Raw genomic sequence first — 20,533 nt, 5'->3', positions numbered from 1 at the left:
TATCAGATTATGGCGTAACATAGCTAATAGCCTAACGTGAAGTTTATTATAAAATTTAGATGCAATTACTAATTTCTGTTGTTATATTACAACAAACGTGTGAATTCCCATCAAAAATGATGGGGCACAGTGTCAAAAAGGAGATTTTGAAGCTATGGGCATAACAACACCAGAAGCCAAAGCTTGTGATTTTGTTCTATTTGGGACTAAAGGGGATTTAGCTAAACGAAAGTTGCTGCCTTCTTTATACCAACTTGATAAAGCAAACTTACTGAATGTCGATACGAAAATCCTCGGCGTAGCAAAAGATGACTTTAGCCAAGAAGAATATCGCGAGTTGGTAACCACTGCATTAGAGACATTTGTAAAAGATGGGCTCTGCGAAGAGACCAAGAATCGCTTCTTGGACCGTTGCCACTATATCGGAACAAACTTCACTGTTTCTGATGGTTACCAGCCTTTCCATGATATTTTAGAGCCTGAAAAACGGGTCATGGTGAGTTACTTCGCCACTCCGCCAGCTATTTTTGGTGATATTTGCCGTTGCCTACATGAACAAAATCTTATTTATCCTGACTCTCGTGTTGTTCTAGAAAAGCCTATCGGTTCCGATCTCGCCACTTCCCGCATTATTAACGATCAAGTTTCAGCTTACTTTGAAGAAAACCAAGTTTACCGAATTGATCACTATTTAGGTAAAGAGACTGTTCAAAATCTACTTGCTCTGCGCTTTGCTAACTCCTTATTTGCTTCAAAGTGGGACAACCGTACGATTGACCATGTGCAATTAACCGTTGCCGAAGAAGTGGGCATTGAAGGTCGTTGGGGTTACTTCGATAAAGCCGGACAAATGCGCGATATGATTCAAAACCACTTGCTGCAGGTATTGACGCTTGTTGCAATGGACCCGCCTGTTAACTTAGACGCTGACAACATCCGTGATGAAAAAGTAAAAGTACTTAAATCACTGCGTCCAATTAACGCTGACAATATCTACGAAAATACGGTTCGTGGCCAATATAGCTCTGGCTTCTTAAAAGGTGCACCTGTTCCAGGTTACCTAGAAGAAGAGGGCGCGAACGTGCAATCAAAGGCGGAAACCTTTGTCGCGCTGCGTGTGGATATCGATAACTGGCGCTGGGCTGGCGTGCCATTCTATTTACGTAGTGGTAAGCGTATGCCGTTTAAGAGTTCAGAAATTGTGGTGTATTTCAAAAATCCACCGCATAACCTTTATAGCTCTAACTACCGTAACTTACCGCCTAACAAGCTGACGATCCGTCTGCAGCCACATGAAGGTGTTGAGATCCAGATGCTGAATAAGGTACCTGGTCTAGGTGAAAAGCAACGTTTGCAAACCACAAAACTGGATTTAAGTTTCTCAGAAACGTTCAAAAATGAACGTATTGCTGATGCATACGAGCGTTTACTGCTTGAAGCTATGTTGGGTAATCAAGCATTGTTTGTGCGCCGTGATGAAGTTGAGCAAGCGTGGAGCTGGGTTGATGGCATTATTCAAGCTTGGGAAGAAACTGACGAAAAACCAAAGCCTTACCCTGCAGGTACTTGGGGACCGGTTGCTTCAGTTGCATTGATCACTAAAGACGGCCGTTCTTGGGACGAGTAAGGTGAAAGCTATGATTAAAGAAACTGTTTTTAAGTCATTTGACAATAAAGAAGTGCTTGAAGCGCAGCTTGCAGAACGTATTGCTAATCAATTACAAGAAGCTGTCGATAGTCGCGGTAAAGCGAGTCTTATCGTATCAGGTGGTTCGACACCGCTTAAGTTATTTGAGCTGCTCAGTAAGAAAACAATTGACTGGAGTGATGTATATATCACGCTAGCCGATGAGCGCTGGGTCGATGCTGAACATGGTGACTCAAACGAGCGCTTAGTTAGAAATAACCTACTTAAGAATCGAGCGGCGGGTGCTAAATTTCGTGGGTTGAAGAATATGTATTCTTCACCTGAAGAAGGCTGCCAAATGGCGATAGAGCAACTGGGCAGTTTTCCAAAACCATTCGATGTGGTGGTGTTAGGTATGGGTAATGACGGCCATACCTGCTCTTGGTTCCCTTGCGCACAAGCGGCAGAGCTTGAACATGCTCTGACGACAGAGGAGTTATGTGTTGCAGTTAAACCTGGTAATGCACCTCACTCAAGAATTTCATTATCAAAATCAGCGATTTTAGCGAGTCGCCAAATTTATTTACATATCGTTGGTGAGTCCAAATTGGATGTTTACCGACAAGCACTAGTAACTGATGATAGCAGTGAAATGCCGATCCGAGCCGTACTTGGACAGCACAAAACCCCTGTCGATGTTTACTGGAGCGCTTAAGGAGTAATTATGCACAGCGTTGTACAATCTGTTACAGACAGAATTATTGAACGAAGCAAAGATTCTCGCGCTAAATACCTAGCGGCGCTCGATGATGCTAAAAACCAAGGCGTTCACCGTAGCGCATTAAGTTGCGGTAACTTAGCCCATGGTTTTGCAGCTTGTAACCCAAGCGATAAAACAGCTATTAAGCAATTGAATAAAGCCAATATCGGTATTATTACTTCTTTCAATGACATGCTATCTGCTCACCAGCCGTATGGTGAATATCCAGATATGTTAAAGCAAGCTTGTAATGAGATAGGCAGCGTTGCTCAGGTTGCAGGTGGTGTGCCTGCAATGTGTGATGGTGTGACTCAAGGTCAGCCTGGTATGGAGCTAAGCCTTTTAAGTCGTGAAGTCATTGCGATGGGCACGGCTGTTGGCTTGTCACACAATATGTTTGATGGCGCATTGCTGCTTGGGATCTGTGACAAGATTGTACCGGGCCTGTTGATTGGTGCTTTGAGCTTTGGCCACCTGCCAATGCTATTTGTACCTGCGGGTCCAATGAAATCAGGTATACCAAACAAAGAAAAAGCACGCATTCGTCAGCAATATGCACAAGGCGAAGTTGATAGAGCTGCTTTGTTAGATGCAGAATCTAAGTCTTACCACAGTGCGGGTACTTGTACTTTCTACGGTACAGCTAACAGTAACCAGTTAATGTTAGAAGTCATGGGACTGCAGCTTCCAGGCTCATCATTTGTTAATCCAGATGATCCGCTACGTGATGTATTAAGCAAAACTGCTGCTAAGCAAGTTTGTCGATTAACTGACATGGGCAGTCAATATACGCCAATCGGTAAAATTGTTTCTGAAAAGTCGATTGTGAACGGTATTGTTGCGTTGCTCGCGACCGGTGGTTCAACTAACCTGACTATGCATATCGTTGCAGCAGCACGTGCTGCAGGCATTATCATTAACTGGGATGACTTCTCAGAGCTTTCAGATGCAGTGCCTCTTGTTGCTCGAGTTTACCCAAATGGTCATGCAGACATTAACCATTTCCATGCTGCTGGTGGTATGGCGTTCTTAATCAAAGAGCTGCTCGCAGGCGGTTTATTGCATGAAGACGTTGATACAGTTGCTGGTTTCGGTCTTAAGCGTTACACCCAAGAGCCGCAGATCCGCGATGGCGAACTGATTTGGGTTGATGGCCCTCAAACAAGCCTAGATGCTGAAGTACTAACCAGCCTTGATAAGCCATTCCAAAGTAACGGTGGTTTAAAGTTACTCAAAGGTAACTTAGGCCGCGCTGTGATTAAAGTATCAGCAGTACAAGAACAACACCGCGTTGTAGAAGCGCCAGCTGTTGTAATTGATGATCAAAATAAGCTTGAAGCGATTTTCCAAGCTGGCGATTTAGATAAAGACTGCGTTGTTGTTGTGAAAGGTCAAGGGCCTAAAGCGGTAGGTATGCCTGAGCTACACAAGCTGACGCCAATTCTTGGCACGCTGCAAGATAGAGGCTATAAAGTCGCACTATTAACCGACGGCCGCATGTCTGGCGCCTCTGGTAAAGTGCCTGCTGCAATTCACTTAACGCCTGAGGCACTTGATGGTGGTCTTATTGCAAAGATCCAAAATGGTGATTTAGTCCGAGTTAATGCAACAACGGGTGAACTATCTCTTCTCGTTGATGAAACGGAACTGAATGCTCGAGTTGCAGAGAAAGTCGATCTTCATAAAACGAGTTACGGTATGGGCCGAGAGTTATTTGGTGCACTTCGTTCTAACTTAAGTAGCCCTGAAACTGGTGCCCGTTGCACTAGTGCTATTGATGAAAATTATTAATCTTTAAGGAAGAGTAACGCAATGCTTGAGAATAACTGGTCATTACAACCACAAGATATTTTTAAACGCAGCCCTATTGTTCCTGTAATGGTGATCAATAAGATTGAACATGCTGTGCCGTTGGCTAAAGCATTAGTTGCAGGTGGTATTTCTGTATTAGAAGTCACCCTTCGTACAGATTGTGCTTTAGAAGCAATTACTAAAATTGCTAAAGAAGTGCCTGAAGCCTTAGTGGGTGCAGGTACGATTCTAAATAAAGCGCAGCTTGAGCAAGCGGTTAACGCTGGCGCACAGTTTGTCATTACCCCAGGTGCGACAACAGAATTATTAGAAGCAGCGATGGAAGGCAATACGCCATTAATTCCGGGTGTTGCGAGTATTTCTGAAGTCATGAAAGGCATGGCGCTGGGTTACACAAACTTTAAGTTTTTCCCTGCTGAAGCTTCAGGCGGCGTTAATGCACTTAAAGCATTTTCTGGCCCATTAGCAGATATTCGTTTCTGCCCAACAGGCGGCATTACCCCAAGTAGCTACAAAGACTATTTAGCTCTTAAGAATGTAGATTGTATTGGTGGTAGTTGGATTGCGCCAACAGATGCAATGGAGCAGGGTGATTGGGATCGTATTACCGCTTTATGTAAAGAAGCGATTGGTGCACTTAAGTAAGCCCTTAACTGGCTCGTTACACGTTAGCTGTTGTGTATTGTTTTAGTTAAAAGCAAAACAACGTAGAGCAACATATAAATCCGAATGCCGTGGGTATTCGGATTTTTTTTATATTTCTATCTAACCCCAAGCCTTATAAACATTTAGTCGCGCAGCGAGAGTTTAGCCGCTCTGAGTTTAACAACTTTGGGTAGAGTAAATTCTTACACTGATTGGTATCAGTCAGCGTTAGTGTTAACTTTTGCTATTAAGCAGTAACTCGAGGGCTTTTATAAGCGAGCATTTGATACAGCGGCACCTTTGAGTTTAATGAGCTTAGTTTTTATTGCTCACTAAAATGGCTCAAACCTCAAACCTCAAAATCTAACGTTCTGTGCTTTGCGATTTGAGTCATCATCTTATTTCTAGTGTTCAGAATCAGCCTCGAGTTTTTAGATAAATGCACTTGCTATACTAATCAGAATAATTGATTGGTATAACCATAGTTTATATTGCTGGCGAGCTAGAATTAGGCAAAAAAATACCGCCCATAATGAGCGGTATTGATTTCAAATCCTATAGGTTGGTCTTATATAAATAGACACCCTAATCGATTTGCTTAACCTGCGAAGTTTGCGTTAACAAAGTCCCAGTTAACCAGTTCCCAGAAGTGCGCTAGGTAATCTGGACGTACGTTACGGTAATCGATGTAGTAAGCATGTTCCCATACGTCTACAGTCATGATTGGCGTAACACCTTCGTCAGTTAGTGGTGTTGCTGCATTGCTAGTGTTAACAATTGCTACAGTACCGTCGGCATTCTTTACTAGCCATGTCCAAGCGCTACCAAAGTTGTTTACTGCAGAATCAGTGAACTGTGCTTTAAATGCTTCAAATGAACCGAAAGCTGCATTGATTGCATCAGCAACTGGACCTGTCGCTTCACCGCCACCATTTGGAGATAGGCAGTTCCAGTAGAAAGTGTGGTTCCAGATTTGAGCTGCGTTATTAAAGATACCACCAGTAGAGGTTTTAATGATCTCTTCTAGGCTCTTTTGCTCAAGGTCAGTACCTTCAACTAAACCGTTAAGCTTAACAACGTAAGTGTTGTGGTGCTTACCGTAGTGGTAGTTAATGGTCTCTTCTGAGATATGTGGCTCAAGTGCGTTCTTTGCGTAAGGTAATGCTGGTAATTCAAAAGCCATTAGTTTTCTCCGTTAACTTCTAGATTGTTATTTTGTGCGTTCTTGCTCACTGCGGAACATTTTACCTAATAAACTTGTGAAGTGTATCATTGTTTCTTCCAATTGAGCGATTATCTTAATCGTTTATTTCTATTATACCAATTGCATTAATAATCTGTTCATTCAGTGGGAATTCAAAGCACTGAAGGCAAGTCGGGAACTTGAAGCTAATAGTTATTCTATATCGAGAGTTTCTGGCGCAGCATGCAGTGCTTTGAAGCCCACCCAGAGGGAAGTGCTCAAGCATTCCACTTCTGCTTTGCATGGTCTCACAAGGGAATAACCATTCTGTCGTCCATGCGCCTTGAATTGAAAAGCTTGAGCGCTTCTGAATTGATTAAATTACTAATGTAATTGGTATTGATATTATCCCTGTAAAAAGTAGGTTTTTGTTCTGTCGAAGACTGGCGTACAATGGGGAGATTGTAATGAAGTTCTAACCAGGAAAGAAAAATGGAAACAGTAGAAAAGATCAAGCAGCAAATTGCCGAAAATCCAATTATCGTTTATATGAAGGGTTCACCAAAGTTACCAAGCTGCGGTTTTTCTTCTCAAGTTGCTCAAATCATGATTAATTGTGAAGCGCAATTTGCATTCGTTGATATCCTCCAGCATCCAGATATCCGCGCTGAACTACCTAAGTATGCTAACTGGCCGACTTTCCCTCAACTTTGGGTTGAAGGTGAGCTAATTGGCGGTTGTGATATCCTGACTGAAATGTACCAAAAAGGTGAGCTACAAACGCTTATCAAAGAAACTGCAGCTAAATACAAAACAGAAGAAGACGAGCAAGCATAAGTCTGGTTTTTAACTGTTAAAAAGGCCCCTAATGGAGAAGTCCTTTAGGGGCTTTTTATTAGCTATTATCGGTAGCGCTAACGATATTTACTATCACGTTATGAAGGACGGTTAATTTCGTCACTGACAATTTTTGCATGGGAAGCTGCATTATCCGGTAGGATTAAATTCATCATAATCGCGACAATACCACAAAGACTAATGCCGGTTAGGCTGAAAGAACCAATACCGAAGGCCATGCCACCAATACCAAATACTAATGTCACACCGACAATGCTTAAATTTCTCGGCTCATTCATATCAACATGATTTTTAATTAGCGAATTAAGACCGACGGCAGCGATGGAACCAAATAGTAAACACATGATCCCGCCCATAACTGGAACTGGGATGGTTTGCAGTAATGCGCCTAGTTTGCCGACAAATGAGAATAAAATGGCAGTAATTGCCGTCCAAGTCATTACAGCAGGGTTAAAGTTCTTGGTCAGGGTTACTGCGCCTGTTACCTCTGAGTATGTCGTATTAGGTGGTCCGCCAAATGCAGACGCTGCAATCGTGGCGACGCCGTCGCCTGCCAATGTACGGTGTAGGCCTGGTTTTTTCAGATAATCTTTACCTGTTACATTGGAAATCGCTAAAATGTCGCCAATATGCTCAACTGCAGGCGCAATCGCTACAGGGATCATAAATAAAATCGCATGCCAGTTAAATTCTGGCGCAACGAAATTGGGTAATGCTAACCAAGGAGCGTTTTGAACGGGTGTAAAGTCGACAATACCAAACGCCAAACTCATGCTATAACCAACGGTTATCCCGGCTAAAATCGGCATGAGTTTTAATATGCCTTTTGCAAAAATAGCCACTGCAATAGTGGTAAACAATGATGCAAGAGAGATAAGCAGCGCTGTGTTTTGGTCTATTAGTACTAAGCTACCATCGCCACTTTTACCGACAGCCATATTAACTGCAACAGGGGCCAAGCCTAAACCAATAACGATAATTACAGGGCCGACTACAACTGGCGGTAATAGGCGCTTAATAAAGCCGCCACCTCTGACTTTTATCACTGCTGCTAGAATAACGTAAACCACACCTGCAGCCATTAAGCCACCCATAGTGGATGGGATCCCCCAAGTTTGGACTCCGTACATTATTGGTGCGATAAATGCGAAAGAAGAGGCTAAAAAAATGGGGATCTGGCGCTTAGTAATTAATTGGAACAGTAGCGTACCGATACCAGCGGTAAAAAGTGCCACGTTAGTGTCTAGCCCTGTTAATAGTGGCATCAGCACCAAGGAGCCAAAAGCAACGAACAGCATTTGTGCTCCCTGCAACGGCATTGTCAGGTTTTTCATATTTTTCTCTTATTTTAAGTAAACCTATCAAGCTTATTAGATTTTCTTTTGAATGTGTGTGAATTAATTCAAAATTAATAAAAATAATCAAACTGGTGTCGTGGGCTTTATCTCGGCAAAAAAATTTAAATATGTGATACAATTTTAGGTATTGACCGTCTTAGAATCTAAAGCATGTTGAAAATAATCTTACGTATTCTTATTAGCTTTTCTTTTACCTTTGCATTATTCAATAGCGTGAACGCTGCTGAAGTGACTCAGTTAGATGAAGGTGTCGTCGCCGTAGACTCAAGATCTACTGCACTTCGTAGCCAAGGCATTAAACAGGCTTTTGAAGACGTTATCTTAAAGAATTCAGGAACCCAGAGTGCACTATCTAATGAGAAGATTAAGCAACAGTTAAACAGTGCTAGTTCATTAATGACGCAATATGGTTATTTTGAACAAGATAGTCAGTTATTTCTAAAGGTTAACTTCGATCATAAGCGTATTATTAATTTGTTACGGGAAGCTGGGCTGCCAGTGTGGGGCAAACAAAGGCCTTTAACATTGGTTTGGTTGGTTAATGAACACAATGGTGAGCGTGATATTTTAAATGATGCGTCAACTGTTGAAGACCGCAATGTATTTAATCGTGAATCAGCAGCCCGCGGCGTACCTTTATTATTTCCATTGATGGACCTTGATGATGCTATGAAAGTAGGCGTCAATGATATTCGAGGTCAGTTTACAGAAAATGTTGCCAATGCTTCATTAAGGTATCAGGCCAACTATTTTGTTATGGCAACAATCGCACCTCAAGGCAGTGGCTATCAATATCAAATGGCACTTTACCCACGTGAGAAGGATGCCCAAGCATTACAAATGACCTCTTTAGTTAATCATAGTGGCGAGTCTGCCTCGGCAGATGAAGCTGTTGCTGCAATGGTAGGTGCAATTAGTCAGTATTACGTTGAGCAGTATGCAGTCGCTGATTCAGGTGAACGTAATACCACTAAGCTTACTTTTAGTGAGGTGACTGATATACGCCAGTTAGTAGCAGTTGAACGTTACCTTGCTCAGCTGAGTGCTATCAAACATGCTAGCATAGGCAAAATACAGGGTGAAACTGTTGAGTTTAATGTAAACTTATTTGGTGATGAAGCAGATCTACATAGATTGATGGCGCTTGATCCAAGGATAGGGATTTTGAATCCAATAACTGAATCAAGTTTAGACTATTCATCATTTGAACCAATAGAAGCGTCTCAGAAAGAGACACAGATCTATTATTGGAAAGGGCAATAGCTCCCAATCTAGTGGCACACATGCTAGTATGTGTGCCTATCGTAGAAATTATTGCGTTGTTGAGAATCTCCTGAGTGAAGTCAAACTCTCCTTTACAGTTATCATTACCCGTTCATCTACCTGATGATGAAACTTTTAATAGTTATTACCCTGCAGCGGGCAATGACGAGTTAATCAAAAGTTTACAAGATTGTGCTGAAGGTCGTTCTGACGGTGCGGTATTTTTATGGGGGCCTGAAAAATCGGGGCGTACTCATCTAATGCACGCAGCTTGTGCCCACGCTAATGACCTCGGCAGAAGTAGCTTTTATATCCCTTTAGGGATCCATGCGAGCATTTCTACAGCGTTGTTAGAAGGCTTAGAAAAATTAGACTTAGTTTGCATCGATGATGTTGATGCGATTGCTGGCCACCCTCTTTGGGAAGAGGCGATATTTGATTTATACAATCGAATAGCAGAGCAAAAAACCTGCGCGCTAGTGGTTAGCGCCAGTGTATCTCCAAGTGACAGTGGTTTTTCGTTACCAGACTTAGTTTCAAGAATGCAGTGGGGACTAAATTACCAGCTGCAACCTATGGCAGATGATGAAAAGTTAGCAGCCTTACAGCGTCGCGCCGCGATGAGAGGATTGCAGTTGCCGGAAGACGTCGGTCGCTTTTTATTAAATCGACTGGCTCGTGATTTACGAACCTTATTTGATGTACTTGATAGGTTAGATAAAGCCTCAATGGTGCATCAAAGAAAACTCACGATTCCTTTCGTTAAAGAGATGTTGAGACTGTAATACCAATCAGTATAAACATTTAGTCGCTCAGCGAGAGTTTAGCGGTTTTGAGGCAAGGCAACGAGCGAAGGGCATAGTTGTTCTACGTTCAAGTTCGTTAACACAGCATCAGAATCGCTAAAACTCGCCAGTCTGGAACGTTTTTGGCTGCCTACTTCTGCGTTGAATAGATTTATAAGGGAATAGCCATTATTACAGCTATTCGCCTTGAATTAGTTTGCCAAAAATCGTTCTGAGCTGATCAAATTCTTATACTGATTGGTATAATACCAGTCAGTATAAGTCTCACTCAGTTTTACTTTGATAAAAGTGAAGAAGCCCAGATATTATCTGGGCTTTTTATTTTCTACAGTGATGTGACTAACAATATAAATTATTATTCGACAGCTTGTTTATGCCTGTCACCACTAAATCTAAGGTCTGGAAAAGAAGAGCGGAACTTAGCGCTTTGCTGCAAAGTTTGAACCCTACTGTTACTAGGGCTGATATTTGGACTAATAGCCAAGTTATCACTCCAAGATTGACCTTGATTCATTTCAATAGGGTTTGGTAAGCCGCTGACTAAAGAAAGTCCATTGAGCTCTGGCATCATTTGGTCAATGACAAAAGCGGCACGACGTTGAAGCTTTTCATCGCCAATGCGTCCCCTTTGCCCCCAATCAACAGTAATACTACTTGCTGTCGGATTATCGGGTTTATCAGTAATGGCAACATCGCGTAAAATACCATAGCGATGACTCATTAAAGCCTCTTCAAAGAGCATAGCAGTATCTTCTCTTCTCGTTGAATAAGCGTAATAATCGCTTGCTCTATCTGGCGAGAAAAAGCTGGTGATATCATTCGCTACATAGCTCTTTTGTGTTTCATTCGCTGTTTCGCCGCCAAAGCTGACTTGCGCGAGACTTGCCATTTATTGACTGGTTAACGGTTCAAAATTAACCAGTTGATCTGACACTAATTCAGAAGCAGAGCTTCTTCGCTGATAGTCATCAAGTAATGTTGGGCCAATTAGACTTGAATGGCTACTCCTTGGGAAAAAGTCATTGGCATGGGCGAGCTCATGGTACAGAAGAGAGGCCAGATCCGGCATCATTTGTTGTGGGGTACGATCGGTCCTAATACTTCTAGGTGTTGTGTAAGAGGTGTAACTGTTATTTTTTACGTAACGCCAAGGCATAAGAAAATCAAGATCGTTACCAAAACCGCTTCTAAAGTCAGGCGCTTCAATAATGGTGTCACGCTCTGCTGCCAGTAACCAAAGATCATTAGGATCAAGATAAATAGCACCGGTTACGACCCAATAAAAAGAGGGGCGAACGTCATAGCTAATGACTACAGCTGTTACGGACTCAAGTAAGGTTGCAAAGTCACTATTTGGGTCGAGGTTTTTTAAGAAGTACTCGAAGTTTTCTCCCATCCATTGATGAGAAACCAGCACTCTATCTAGGATCGCCTGTGTATTGACCTCTGACGCTTGACCTATCAAAGGCAATTGAGAAATGGCGCAGCTCTGTTGCAATTGATTTGAGTAAACACAGTCTTGTAAAACATCCGCATAAGCAGAATTAGCTTGATAGGCAAAGGTATTCGCTAACCTTTGTTCAAAATAGGGAGAGCTGATGTCTGGTTCGTTAGTGATTAGTAATTGTACATTGTCGGTGACAGCTGTTCCGTTGATGATTGCTGATGCGGTTAAAATACTAATGGTGTCTTCATTAATGTTTGGGGCGGTAAATAGCGCTTGTTCCGGTGAACTGATATCGACATTGAGCGCGGGGCCGCTGGCTATGCACCAATTTATATCTGAAGGCACTGAAGAGTCCGATGAATCGATTCTAAAGCTGACGGCGCTTCCTTCGCTCGATTGATGATCAACTCTCACTGGGAGTTGCGCTGTCTGTGAGGCGTCAACGTTTATCGTGATTGATTCAGTCGAGGTAACATTATTATTGGTTACTGATAAAGAAAAACTGTAACTGCCTGCTTGGCTTGCAGTAAAAGCAAGTATTGGGCTTTTCACCGTCGTTAATGTGAGTGGCTGACCAGCAGTTTGCGACCACGTAAATTGATAATCAGAAACATTTTGATTGTTGAGCTTAGCAGCTATTGAGCCGGGCTTGCCTACGGCATAGTCGCGTTCTAAATAAAACCTAATAGCAGAATCCGTCGTCACTGTTTCGAGTTCGACTTGTTGGTCACATCGGGTTAAGCCCTCAGGTGTAACGGGTGGTGGGGAAATATCAGGCGCGCCACTCTCGTCGTCGCTACTGCCTCCGCAGGCTGTAAGCCAGAACAGGCTGATAACTACGTAGCCTAAGGACTTTTTCATATCAATATCCTATCTTTAGTTGATGCTATTCGATGCTTGTTTGAATATAGCATGAAAACACAATGTGAAAATATTGATGCTGAAAGGTATTTAAAAAGGTTTTTGTATAATGAAAAAACGAAAGGCGAAATAAAATTTCGCCTTTTGATAGTTACGTTTGAGCGTAGGTTATTTTTTCTTTTTTAATCCTAATCCGAGCTCGCGTCCGCGGATCCTGGCATAAAATGGAAACCCGATAAGCAAGCTTGCGATTAGCAAGGACTCTACAACTGCAAAAAGAGTGGCTGTTTCAGTAACGTAAACAAGGGTAAGTGCGTGCAGCATGTACAGGCACAAAATGAAACTTGCCCAAGCATAGGTATAAGGTTTGCCAGTTAATATGCCTTTTAGTGGCAATAATAAAGGAATTAACCAAAGTAAGCTAAATAACATTGAATATTCGCCAGTGAATCCCTGACGTATGAACCATGCCCCTAACAACATGACTAATGCTACGTATCCTGCGCGGCAAAGCTTAAATAGGGTGATCGAGTTCATTGAATGTCTCCGTTTATAAAATGGCTAATACACTTTCAGGAGGGCGGCCAATTGCCGCTTTGTTGTTAGCAAGCACGATAGGGCGTTCAATCAATTTAGGTGTATCTATCATCGCTTTGATCAGCTGAGCGTCAGTTAATGAAAGATCACCTAACCCTTGCTCTTTGTACTCAGTTTCTTTGGTACGCATCATCGCTCTTGGTTCAACGTTTAGTTTGCTCAAGATATCTTCTAGTGCAGCCTGAGACACAGGTACTTTTAAGTATTCTATAACTTCAATATTGCAGTTGTGCTCTTCGAGTAACGCCAAGGTTTGACGGCTTTTTGAACATCTTGGATTGTGATAAATACTAACGTTAGTCATAGTAATATTATTGTTATTAAAAGTTGTGTTTATGATACTTCAATTTGTGACGATAGTCACAGTTAAACTGATGTTATTGAAGCTGTTCGAGCGCTTTATCTGCTTGTCTAAACTGCCTAATTCTTGCTTCAATACGTGCTAATTGCAGTGCATCACCTTTAGATTCACGGTAAGCAAAATTGAGCTGATCAATAGCTGTTTTGTAATCAGCGACTAATGCTAATGTTTCTGCTTTAACAAAGTACTGCATCGCTTTATTACCTTGTTTTTTATATGCTTCTGTTAGCAGGATATAAGCTAGCTGATCTTGTTTATCTAAAAATATTAAATCTTCTAATAAAGGAATGGCTTTATCGATTTGGTTATCTTCAATATAGATATTGGCTAAGTTGGTATTAACAACTGGCGATGTTGGCTTTAATTGTTTTTGCGCAAGCAAAAGCTCAATAGCTTCTTTATTCGCGCCTCTCTCGTGGAGCAGATCCGTTTTGGTATCGATATAGAACAAGTTATTGGGGCTTGTAGCCAATAATGCATCAATAATTTGTTCTGATTCAGTAAATTTTTTCAACCTAAATAGCGCAAGTGCTTTGCCATATTCAGCCGCACTCTTAAATGCGTAACGGTTGTGCTTAAGTTGGGTTTCAAAAATTGATAACGCCGCTTGTTCGCTATAACCAGAGAAACGAACTTGTATCCGAGATTTTGCTAATTGGAAGTCTAAATTGTCGGGTACATATCGAAACGGATAGCGCTCGGCTCTCACTCTTGCTTCAGATATACGCGATTCTGGTAAGGGGTGAGTGAGCAACATTTGTGGAGGTTTAGTGGTAAAGCGATAGCGCGTTGCCAGTTTACCAAAAAAGTCAGCTGCGCCATTTGGGTCAAAACCGGCATCAACCATAACTTGCATACCAATGCGGTCAGCTTCTTTTTCATGTAACCGAGTGTAGTTAATCTTTGATTGAGTCGCGAGTGCTTGAGTGGTCGCTAAAGCTGCCATCCCCGCTTGTGGGGAGGCAATAGTTAATAAGATAGCGCCAAGCATTCCGGCGATGGTTGCTGGGGACGTTTTTTGCTGGGCCTCAATAGAGCGAGCCAAATGACGTTGAGTAACGTGGGTAATTTCGTGACCAATAACAGAGGCAAGCTCACTTTCAGTATCCGCATTTAAAAATAGCCCTGTGTGGACACCGACATGACCGCCGAAAAATGCAAAGGCGTTAATCTCGTCATTTCTTAACAAGAAGAAATAAAACGGTGTTTTTACGCCGGTTGCATGTGCGACTAATTTATTTCCAAGCTCTGTCAGGTACTGGTTGAGTACAGGGTCGTTAAGCATAGGGGCAGAGCCGCGGATCACTCGCATGTAAGCATCGCCGACTTCGTTCTCTTTTTCCAGACTAAATGTATTAACCGCCGCAGTACCTAAATCTGGCAAATCGTTATTTGCATAACTTACCGGCGAGCTAGTGCATAGAATAAAAGATAAGGCACCTGCGATAACGGACTTTGAAAATGTTAATTTACTCAAGCGGATCCTTAATTTGGGCTATGCTATGATTATCATTCAGTCACAATGCTTGCTTGTGATTTGCGTCGCTATTAGGATAATAGCCTTAGATTGTTTATAGCAAGATCATTATGGTTATTATTGATTTAACTTCTTATCGTTGCCCGTTGCCACTTGTAAAAGTCAAACTAGCATTAAAGCAGCTTTCATCGGGGGAAAGTGTTCGTGTTTTATTATCCGACCCCGGTTCCAGGCAAGATGTTCCCCGTTATTTAAAAAAAGTAGGAATTTGTCACTCGATTACTGAAAGTACAGAGTCAATATTGTCGTTAGTAATCAAAATGTAGAAGCTTATTTATACAATTTTACACAGGAAAAATTTCATTATTACGATGGCTGCAAAGGACTATTATAAGTCGTCAAACTAGGGAGTATGAATGTTATCTGTTTTAAGCCGTTGGTATAAAGAACGTTTTAGTGATCCGCAAGCTGTTACTCTAGTCCTTATTCTTGCAGGTTTTGCCTTAGCAATATATTTTGCTGGCGGTCTGCTTGCCCCATTATTAATCGCGTTAGTGTTAGCCTTTTTGCTCGAATGGCCCGTAGCTCAGATGGCTAGAGTAGGGATTAACCGCACGGCTGCAGCGTCTTTAGTGTTAGTGCTATTTATTGGACTAATGTTGTTAATCACTTTTGGTTTAGTGCCAAGTATTTGGAAACAGGGCGTCAGTTTAATTGCCGATTTACCCAGCATGATAGATAAAGGATTAATCACAGCACAAAGCTATATTAATCAATATCCGCAATTCGTTAATCCAAGCCAGTTAGATAACATGGTTGAAGAGATTAAAAAGATGCTTGATACCCAGCATTTACTCGATATTGGTAAACAACTGCTTGGTTATTCGGCTTCGTTACTTGTGGTGATGGTGTACGCGATTTTAATCCCATTATTGGTTTTCTTCTTTTTAAAGGATAAAGATCAACTGATCCGAGGCAGTAAACGTTTCTTCCCCACAAACCGTGATTTAGCGCGTAAAGTATGGAATGAAATGCACCAACAGATCTTCAATTACATTAGAGGCAAAGTGATTGAGATCGTAATTATTGGTGTGGTGAGTTATATCTTCTTTGCCTTTATGGACCTTAGATATGCGGCGTTATTGGGAGTGCTGACTGGACTGTCGGTGCTAATTCCTTATGTTGGTGCGACATTAGTGACCTTACCCATCGCCTTGGTGGCTTTTTTCCAGTGGGGCGTGAGTCCTGAATTTGGTTATCTCATGATAGGTTATGGGATTATCCAAGCACTGGATGGTAACGTATTAGTCCCGTTACTGTTTTCGGATGCCGTTGATTTGCATCCGGTATTCATTATTGCTGCAGTGTTGATTTTTGGTGGTTTATGGGGAGTATGGGGAGTCTTCTTTGCTATTCCTTTGGCATCATTAGTGAAAGCTGTGATTAATGCCTGGCCTGTACCTGAAACTGAACAGCTTGCTCTGAACAATGAAGCCGTAGCTAAAAGTAAAGTATAAGCGCAAAGCTCAAACCGAAGATTGAATTTATTAAGAGAGCAGCCAAATGGGCTGCTTTTTTGTTGCTCATTTATTGGATGTATTAGTTTTATACCAACGCGACTTGTGCACTGGCTGCGAGCGAGCGATATATCACACTGGTTTGTTTTGCTTTGATATTCCAGTGCTGCCAATACAAGGGAACTTGCATCCTTTTATTGGGAAATATTTCAATAAGTTCACCTGAATCAAGTAAGTCTTGTGCTTGAAGGTGTCCAACTAAGCCATAGCCTAAACCCATTTTTATCGCTTCTAAAAAACTTTCAGAGGAGGGGATTTTATGCTCACGCCAACTTTTATCATTTATCCCGAAATAAAAATTAAGAAACTTATCGTGCAGCTTATCCTTTGTTGAAAAGACAACCGCTGGAGCGTGAACGACCTCATCAACAGGATTGTTACTGCGAAAGTATTTATCTGCAAACTCGGGCGTAGCAACGCATAGATACTCCATGTTACCAAGAAACTCGCTGCTGCAGCCTGACAGGGCAATTTGTGAAGTGGTAACACATCCAACAGCCTCGCCATTTTTAAGCAAGTTATGCGTATAGGCTTCATCATCGACAATCAGTTCTAATAACCATTTATGTTGCTTAAATATCTCCACTAATGCGGGCAAAAACCAAGTCGCTAAACTGTCCGCATTGACGGCAATTTTTACAATAGTTGGCAGTGATGGATCGTCGACATCCATTTCTGAGCGTAATTCACTTTCGAGTAGCTGGACTTGAGCGTAATGCCTTAACAATCTTTTGCCGGTTTCAGTTGCTCGAACAGGGTTGGTTCTAACTAACAAGGATTGGCCCACTTTATCTTCTAACTGTTTAATCCGTTGAGATACGGCTGACTGGCTAATAAATAAATGTTTAGCTGCTTTGTCAAACCCGCCATGGGAAACAACAACAGAGAGCGCTTTGAGATGGGCGTAGTCAAACATAGTTTTAACCTCAATTGACGGTAGGTAGGCACTTACACTTAGGTTTATAAGTAATACTAATGCAATATTAATTTTATTAGTTGTACTAATTTTTAGCTTAACATTATTCTTGCGCCCAACAAACAAAATGGCTTTAGGGGGCATCATGCAAACAGCATTTATTCAAGGTATGGGAATAGGCGGAAGCCTCATAATGGCAGTGGGAGCACAAAATGCTTTTGTATTAAAGCAGGGGCTTAAACGTTCTCATTCATTACCTATCGCAGCTATTTGTTCATTTATCGATGCAATCATGATTACCGCCGGTGTTGCTGGTTTAGGTCATTTAATTATGGCATTTCCATTAATCAAAGATATCGCCAGTTTTGGTGGCGCGTTATTTTTGCTTATTTATGGTTATGGAGCGTTAAAATCATCATTTTCAGATAACCGCATGGACAGTGATGGCGAACTCGCTGCTGATAGCCTAAAAAAAGCGGTGCTAACCACGTTAGCGATAAGCTTATTAAACCCGCATCTTTATTTAGATACAGTGGTGTTACTTGGTAGTATCAGCGTGCAATTTGAGGGGGCAGAAAAGCAGTGGTTTGGTGCTGGCGCAGTGTTGGCTTCTTTTGTGTGGTTCTTTAGCTTGAGTTTAGGTGCTAAGTACTTAAGCCCTATATTTAAAAAGCCAAAAGCCTGGTGCTATTTAGATCGTTTTATTTGTGTGACTATGTGGTCTATTGCAGCTGCACTTGTTTATCCATATCTCGCCTAAATCAGATCCACACAATAAAAAATGGAGCCATAGGCTCCATTTTCTGTTTTATACACTTACTATTTTAAGGCTTTGTTAGCCTTTTAGGTGCGCAAGGACAACTTCGTGGTGGTCTTTGGTTTTAAACTTATTAAATACGTGCGCGACCTTTCCATCTTGACCGATTAAAAAGCTTAAACGGTGGATGCCGTCATAAATTTTGCCCATAAACTTCTTCTCGCCCCAAACGCCGAAAGCATCGGCAATCGCATGATCTTCATCGCTTAAAAGTGAAAAATTAAGAGACTGTTTATCTGAGAACTTAGCTAGCTTGGCGACAGGATCTGGGCTTAAACCGAGTACGGTAACTGAAAGGTCATTAAGATCTTCTTTACTGTCTCTTAAGCCACAAGCTTGAACAGTGCACCCCGGTGTTGATGCTTTTGGATAAAAATAAACTAAAACAGGGCCTTTTTTTAATTCTGCTTCTAGGCTGATTGTTTCGTTATGTTGATTTTGTAGAGTAAAAAGTGGCGAATTATCGCCAGCGCTTAAGGTATTCATTCTGTTATTCATTCCTTTAGGTTAACTTTCAACGCCTTGCATACGCTCAATGGTACACTCAAGGGTTAACTCAGTTGCCAATTCAGATATACCCACTTCCAGTTTATCTACATCAACTTTTTCAGGGACATTGATAGTCAACTGAATGTTTTGTGTCGGGTTTCCTGATTCATCTTCTTCAGCATGTGATTTTACTGCTGCAATATCCAGCGATCTTTCTGCCATAAACTGAGTGATTTTTTTCATGGTGCCGCGTTGGTCGCGCCCACTGAAAGCAATATTCAAGCGAGAAATATAGTTCTGCGGCGTATGTTTAGAAGTACGCTTCATAACCGTAAGTAGCTCAAGTTCAACACTTAAACTCGGTAATGAAGTTTCCATTTTGGTTATAGCAGGCCAAGATCCCGCAAGCATCATGATTAAGGTAAATTCGTTACCAAATAGTGCCATGCGACTATCAACAATATCGCAGTCACACTCACTCGCGAGCCGTGCAAACTTACTCACAATACCTGGGCGATCGGCCCCCATTGCAGTAACGACTAAGTGATTGGACATTCAATACCCCATATTATTTTTTTTAGTCTAAAAAAACGCCAAATAATTAACGCGCTTTAATTGCGGTCAGTAATGCTATCACAACTTGATCAATTTGCGATCCTTGTCGTGGTGATCCCGCCACTTATTTAATATGTTTCAACTTGATGATGAATATGCTCAAGTCTTACGTAGTAGTGCTTGTTTTTAATGGATTGCATCAGTACCATAGCCTGTCCTGAACCCTTGGGGAATACAAATGATATACGGAAGCATCGTAGCCTTAGTCACACCAATGAATTGTGATGGCACAGTAGATTATAAAAGTCTTGAAAGTTTAGTTGAATACCACATTGCCCAGGGTACTGACGCCATTGTAGCTGTTGGCACAACAGGCGAGTCAGCAACGCTGCCACCTAAAGAACACGTAAGTGTTGTTGAACAAACTGTAAAATTTGCAGCCGGGCGCTTGCCGATTATCGGCGGCAATGGTGCCAATGCTACAGCTGAAGCAATCGAATTAACTAAAGCGCTATCAAAGACTGGTGTCGCGGCGATGCTAGGCGTTACGCCATATTATAATAAGCCGACTCCCAAAGGGCTTATTGCTCACTATACTGCCGTTGCACAAAGCACTGACGTACCGCAAATTTTATATAATGTGCCAGGTCGTACTGCGGTTGATATGAAACCAGAGACTGTCGCACAACTAGTTGATGTAAAAAACATCATTGGTGTAAAAGAAGCAACTGGTGATTTATCACGTGTTACAGAGTTACGTCGTTTATGCGGTGATGACTTTTTACTTTATAGTGGTGATGACGCAACAGCAAAAGAGTTTCTAATGTTAGGTGGTAATGGTGTTATTTCTGTTGCAAATAACATAGTTCCTAAACAGTTTAAAGCTATGTGTGATGCTGCTTTATCTGGTAATTTAGTTGCGGCAAACAGCGCGGAAGAAACCATTAAAGATTTATTTAGCGTGTTGTTTTGCGAAGCCAACCCTATCCCTGTTAAATGGGCCGCTCATCGTATGGGATTAATGAGTAATGGTGAAATTCGTTTACCATTAACTGAACTTTCCACCGAGTTTCATGGTCTGTTGCTAGAAGCGATGAAAAATGCCCGAATAGAGGTCAAATAAT

Annotated in this window: 19 protein-coding genes and 1 pseudogene; 11 read left to right on the top strand and 9 right to left on the bottom strand. The window is 41.7% G+C overall.

Annotated elements, in window-relative coordinates:
- Positions 1 to 154 precede the first annotated feature (154 nt).
- Genes zwf through L2748_RS10155 form a run of 4 tightly spaced genes read left to right on the top strand, consistent with a single transcriptional unit; the run spans position 155 to position 4,844 of the window.
- Positions 155 to 1,627 (top strand): glucose-6-phosphate dehydrogenase, encoded by a 1,473-nt coding sequence (zwf, locus tag L2748_RS10170; protein ID WP_220782180.1) that lies wholly within the window; start codon positions 155 to 157, stop codon positions 1,625 to 1,627.
- 10 nt (positions 1,628 to 1,637) lie between these two features.
- The gene (gene pgl, locus L2748_RS10165; RefSeq protein WP_220782181.1) at positions 1,638 to 2,342 is read left to right on the top strand and encodes a 6-phosphogluconolactonase; all 705 of its coding nucleotides are present in this window, start codon (positions 1,638 to 1,640) and stop codon (positions 2,340 to 2,342) included.
- 9 nt (positions 2,343 to 2,351) lie between these two features.
- Positions 2,352 to 4,178, top strand: coding sequence for a phosphogluconate dehydratase (gene edd / locus L2748_RS10160; RefSeq protein WP_220782182.1), 1,827 nt, complete (start codon positions 2,352 to 2,354; stop codon positions 4,176 to 4,178).
- Positions 4,179 to 4,199: 21 nt separating this feature from the next.
- The gene (locus L2748_RS10155; protein ID WP_220782183.1) at positions 4,200 to 4,844 is read left to right on the top strand and encodes a bifunctional 4-hydroxy-2-oxoglutarate aldolase/2-dehydro-3-deoxy-phosphogluconate aldolase; all 645 of its coding nucleotides are present in this window, start codon (positions 4,200 to 4,202) and stop codon (positions 4,842 to 4,844) included.
- 598 nt (positions 4,845 to 5,442) lie between these two features.
- Here L2748_RS10155 and sodB read toward each other — a convergent pair.
- Positions 5,443 to 6,027: a superoxide dismutase [Fe] gene (gene sodB / locus L2748_RS10150; RefSeq protein ID WP_220782184.1), complete on the bottom strand. Its 585-nt coding sequence runs from the start codon at positions 6,025 to 6,027 to the stop codon at positions 5,443 to 5,445.
- A gap of 492 nt (positions 6,028 to 6,519) precedes the next feature.
- Here sodB and L2748_RS10145 point away from each other — a divergent pair, with 492 nt between their 5' ends.
- On the top strand, positions 6,520 to 6,864 hold the full coding sequence (locus L2748_RS10145; RefSeq protein ID WP_220782185.1) for a Grx4 family monothiol glutaredoxin: 345 nt from the start codon (positions 6,520 to 6,522) through the stop codon (positions 6,862 to 6,864).
- Between the two features lie 98 nt (positions 6,865 to 6,962).
- Here L2748_RS10145 and L2748_RS10140 read toward each other — a convergent pair whose 3' ends face one another.
- Complete coding sequence (locus L2748_RS10140) at positions 6,963 to 8,219, bottom strand: uracil-xanthine permease family protein (protein ID WP_220782186.1); 1,257 nt, start codon at positions 8,217 to 8,219, stop codon at positions 6,963 to 6,965.
- A 174-nt stretch (positions 8,220 to 8,393) separates the two neighbouring features.
- Here L2748_RS10140 and L2748_RS10135 point away from each other — a divergent pair, with 174 nt between their 5' ends.
- Entirely contained in the window at positions 8,394 to 9,506 is a 1,113-nt protein-coding gene (locus L2748_RS10135; RefSeq protein WP_220783231.1) for a DUF2066 domain-containing protein, read from the top strand.
- A gap of 74 nt (positions 9,507 to 9,580) precedes the next feature.
- Positions 9,581 to 10,291: a DnaA inactivator Hda gene (hda, locus tag L2748_RS10130; protein WP_220783225.1), complete on the top strand. Its 711-nt coding sequence runs from the start codon at positions 9,581 to 9,583 to the stop codon at positions 10,289 to 10,291.
- Positions 10,292 to 10,667: 376 nt separating this feature from the next.
- Here hda and L2748_RS10125 read toward each other — a convergent pair.
- The 4 genes and pseudogenes from L2748_RS10125 to bepA all read right to left on the bottom strand — a co-directional run bounded on the left by L2748_RS10125 (position 10,668) and on the right by bepA (position 15,055).
- A pseudogene (locus L2748_RS10125) lies at positions 10,668 to 12,620 on the bottom strand (PKD domain-containing protein).
- Between the two features lie 168 nt (positions 12,621 to 12,788).
- Positions 12,789 to 13,157 carry a DUF2069 domain-containing protein gene (locus tag L2748_RS10120; RefSeq protein ID WP_220783226.1) on the bottom strand — a complete coding sequence of 123 codons (369 nt, stop codon included), beginning with the start codon at positions 13,155 to 13,157 and terminating at the stop codon, positions 12,789 to 12,791.
- A 13-nt stretch (positions 13,158 to 13,170) separates the two neighbouring features.
- Complete coding sequence (arsC, locus tag L2748_RS10115) at positions 13,171 to 13,521, bottom strand: arsenate reductase (glutaredoxin) (RefSeq protein ID WP_220783227.1); 351 nt, start codon at positions 13,519 to 13,521, stop codon at positions 13,171 to 13,173.
- A gap of 73 nt (positions 13,522 to 13,594) precedes the next feature.
- Positions 13,595 to 15,055, bottom strand: a complete 1,461-nt coding sequence (gene bepA, locus L2748_RS10110) for a beta-barrel assembly-enhancing protease (protein WP_220783228.1) — start codon at positions 15,053 to 15,055, stop codon at positions 13,595 to 13,597.
- Positions 15,056 to 15,165: 110 nt separating this feature from the next.
- Here bepA and L2748_RS10105 point away from each other — a divergent pair, with 110 nt between their 5' ends.
- Both L2748_RS10105 and L2748_RS10100 read left to right on the top strand, forming a co-directional pair.
- The gene (locus L2748_RS10105; protein ID WP_220783229.1) at positions 15,166 to 15,381 is read left to right on the top strand and encodes a sulfurtransferase TusA family protein; all 216 of its coding nucleotides are present in this window, start codon (positions 15,166 to 15,168) and stop codon (positions 15,379 to 15,381) included.
- Between the two features lie 90 nt (positions 15,382 to 15,471).
- A complete protein-coding gene (locus tag L2748_RS10100) occupies positions 15,472 to 16,572 on the top strand; it encodes an AI-2E family transporter (protein WP_220783230.1) in 1,101 nt (366 codons plus the stop codon).
- An 88-nt stretch (positions 16,573 to 16,660) separates the two neighbouring features.
- Here L2748_RS10100 and L2748_RS10095 read toward each other — a convergent pair whose 3' ends face one another.
- On the bottom strand, positions 16,661 to 17,548 hold the full coding sequence (locus L2748_RS10095) for a LysR family transcriptional regulator ArgP (RefSeq protein ID WP_220783232.1): 888 nt from the start codon (positions 17,546 to 17,548) through the stop codon (positions 16,661 to 16,663).
- 145 nt (positions 17,549 to 17,693) lie between these two features.
- Here L2748_RS10095 and L2748_RS10090 point away from each other — a divergent pair, with 145 nt between their 5' ends.
- Complete coding sequence (locus L2748_RS10090; RefSeq protein WP_220782851.1) at positions 17,694 to 18,308, top strand: LysE/ArgO family amino acid transporter; 615 nt, start codon at positions 17,694 to 17,696, stop codon at positions 18,306 to 18,308.
- Between the two features lie 75 nt (positions 18,309 to 18,383).
- On the opposite strand, the gene bcp is transcribed toward L2748_RS10090, so the two are convergent.
- Complete coding sequence (bcp, locus tag L2748_RS10085; RefSeq protein WP_220782838.1) at positions 18,384 to 18,851, bottom strand: thioredoxin-dependent thiol peroxidase; 468 nt, start codon at positions 18,849 to 18,851, stop codon at positions 18,384 to 18,386.
- A 21-nt stretch (positions 18,852 to 18,872) separates the two neighbouring features.
- Complete coding sequence (locus tag L2748_RS10080) at positions 18,873 to 19,409, bottom strand: glycine cleavage system transcriptional repressor (RefSeq protein ID WP_220782839.1); 537 nt, start codon at positions 19,407 to 19,409, stop codon at positions 18,873 to 18,875.
- 238 nt (positions 19,410 to 19,647) lie between these two features.
- Between L2748_RS10080 and dapA the strand changes: the two genes are divergently transcribed.
- Entirely contained in the window at positions 19,648 to 20,532 is an 885-nt protein-coding gene (dapA, locus tag L2748_RS10075; protein WP_220782840.1) for a 4-hydroxy-tetrahydrodipicolinate synthase, read from the top strand.
- The last annotated feature ends 1 nt before the right edge of the window (position 20,533 follow it).

The sequence above is a fragment of the Shewanella sairae genome, assembly GCF_023283535.1.
GTDB classification, from domain to species: Bacteria; Pseudomonadota; Gammaproteobacteria; order Enterobacterales; family Shewanellaceae; genus Shewanella; species Shewanella sairae.
The sequence above is the reverse complement of the archived record's forward strand: the minus strand, read 5'-3'. Positions and strand labels throughout refer to the sequence as shown.

Coding starts and splice junctions, on each gene's coding strand:
- zwf (WP_220782180.1), top strand. CDS start 155: ATGGGCATAACAACACCAGAAGCCAAAGCTTGTGATTTTGTTCTATTT.
- pgl (WP_220782181.1), top strand. CDS start 1,638: ATGATTAAAGAAACTGTTTTTAAGTCATTTGACAATAAAGAAGTGCTT.
- edd (WP_220782182.1), top strand. CDS start 2,352: ATGCACAGCGTTGTACAATCTGTTACAGACAGAATTATTGAACGAAGC.
- L2748_RS10155 (WP_220782183.1), top strand. CDS start 4,200: ATGCTTGAGAATAACTGGTCATTACAACCACAAGATATTTTTAAACGC.
- sodB (WP_220782184.1), bottom strand. CDS start 6,027: ATGGCTTTTGAATTACCAGCATTACCTTACGCAAAGAACGCACTTGAG.
- L2748_RS10145 (WP_220782185.1), top strand. CDS start 6,520: ATGGAAACAGTAGAAAAGATCAAGCAGCAAATTGCCGAAAATCCAATT.
- L2748_RS10140 (WP_220782186.1), bottom strand. CDS start 8,219: ATGAAAAACCTGACAATGCCGTTGCAGGGAGCACAAATGCTGTTCGTT.
- L2748_RS10135 (WP_220783231.1), top strand. CDS start 8,394: ATGTTGAAAATAATCTTACGTATTCTTATTAGCTTTTCTTTTACCTTT.
- L2748_RS10120 (WP_220783226.1), bottom strand. CDS start 13,157: ATGAACTCGATCACCCTATTTAAGCTTTGCCGCGCAGGATACGTAGCA.
- arsC (WP_220783227.1), bottom strand. CDS start 13,521: ATGACTAACGTTAGTATTTATCACAATCCAAGATGTTCAAAAAGCCGT.
- L2748_RS10105 (WP_220783229.1), top strand. CDS start 15,166: ATGGTTATTATTGATTTAACTTCTTATCGTTGCCCGTTGCCACTTGTA.
- L2748_RS10100 (WP_220783230.1), top strand. CDS start 15,472: ATGTTATCTGTTTTAAGCCGTTGGTATAAAGAACGTTTTAGTGATCCG.
- L2748_RS10095 (WP_220783232.1), bottom strand. CDS start 17,548: ATGTTTGACTACGCCCATCTCAAAGCGCTCTCTGTTGTTGTTTCCCAT.
- L2748_RS10090 (WP_220782851.1), top strand. CDS start 17,694: ATGCAAACAGCATTTATTCAAGGTATGGGAATAGGCGGAAGCCTCATA.
- bcp (WP_220782838.1), bottom strand. CDS start 18,851: ATGAATACCTTAAGCGCTGGCGATAATTCGCCACTTTTTACTCTACAA.
- L2748_RS10080 (WP_220782839.1), bottom strand. CDS start 19,409: ATGTCCAATCACTTAGTCGTTACTGCAATGGGGGCCGATCGCCCAGGT.
- dapA (WP_220782840.1), top strand. CDS start 19,648: ATGATATACGGAAGCATCGTAGCCTTAGTCACACCAATGAATTGTGAT.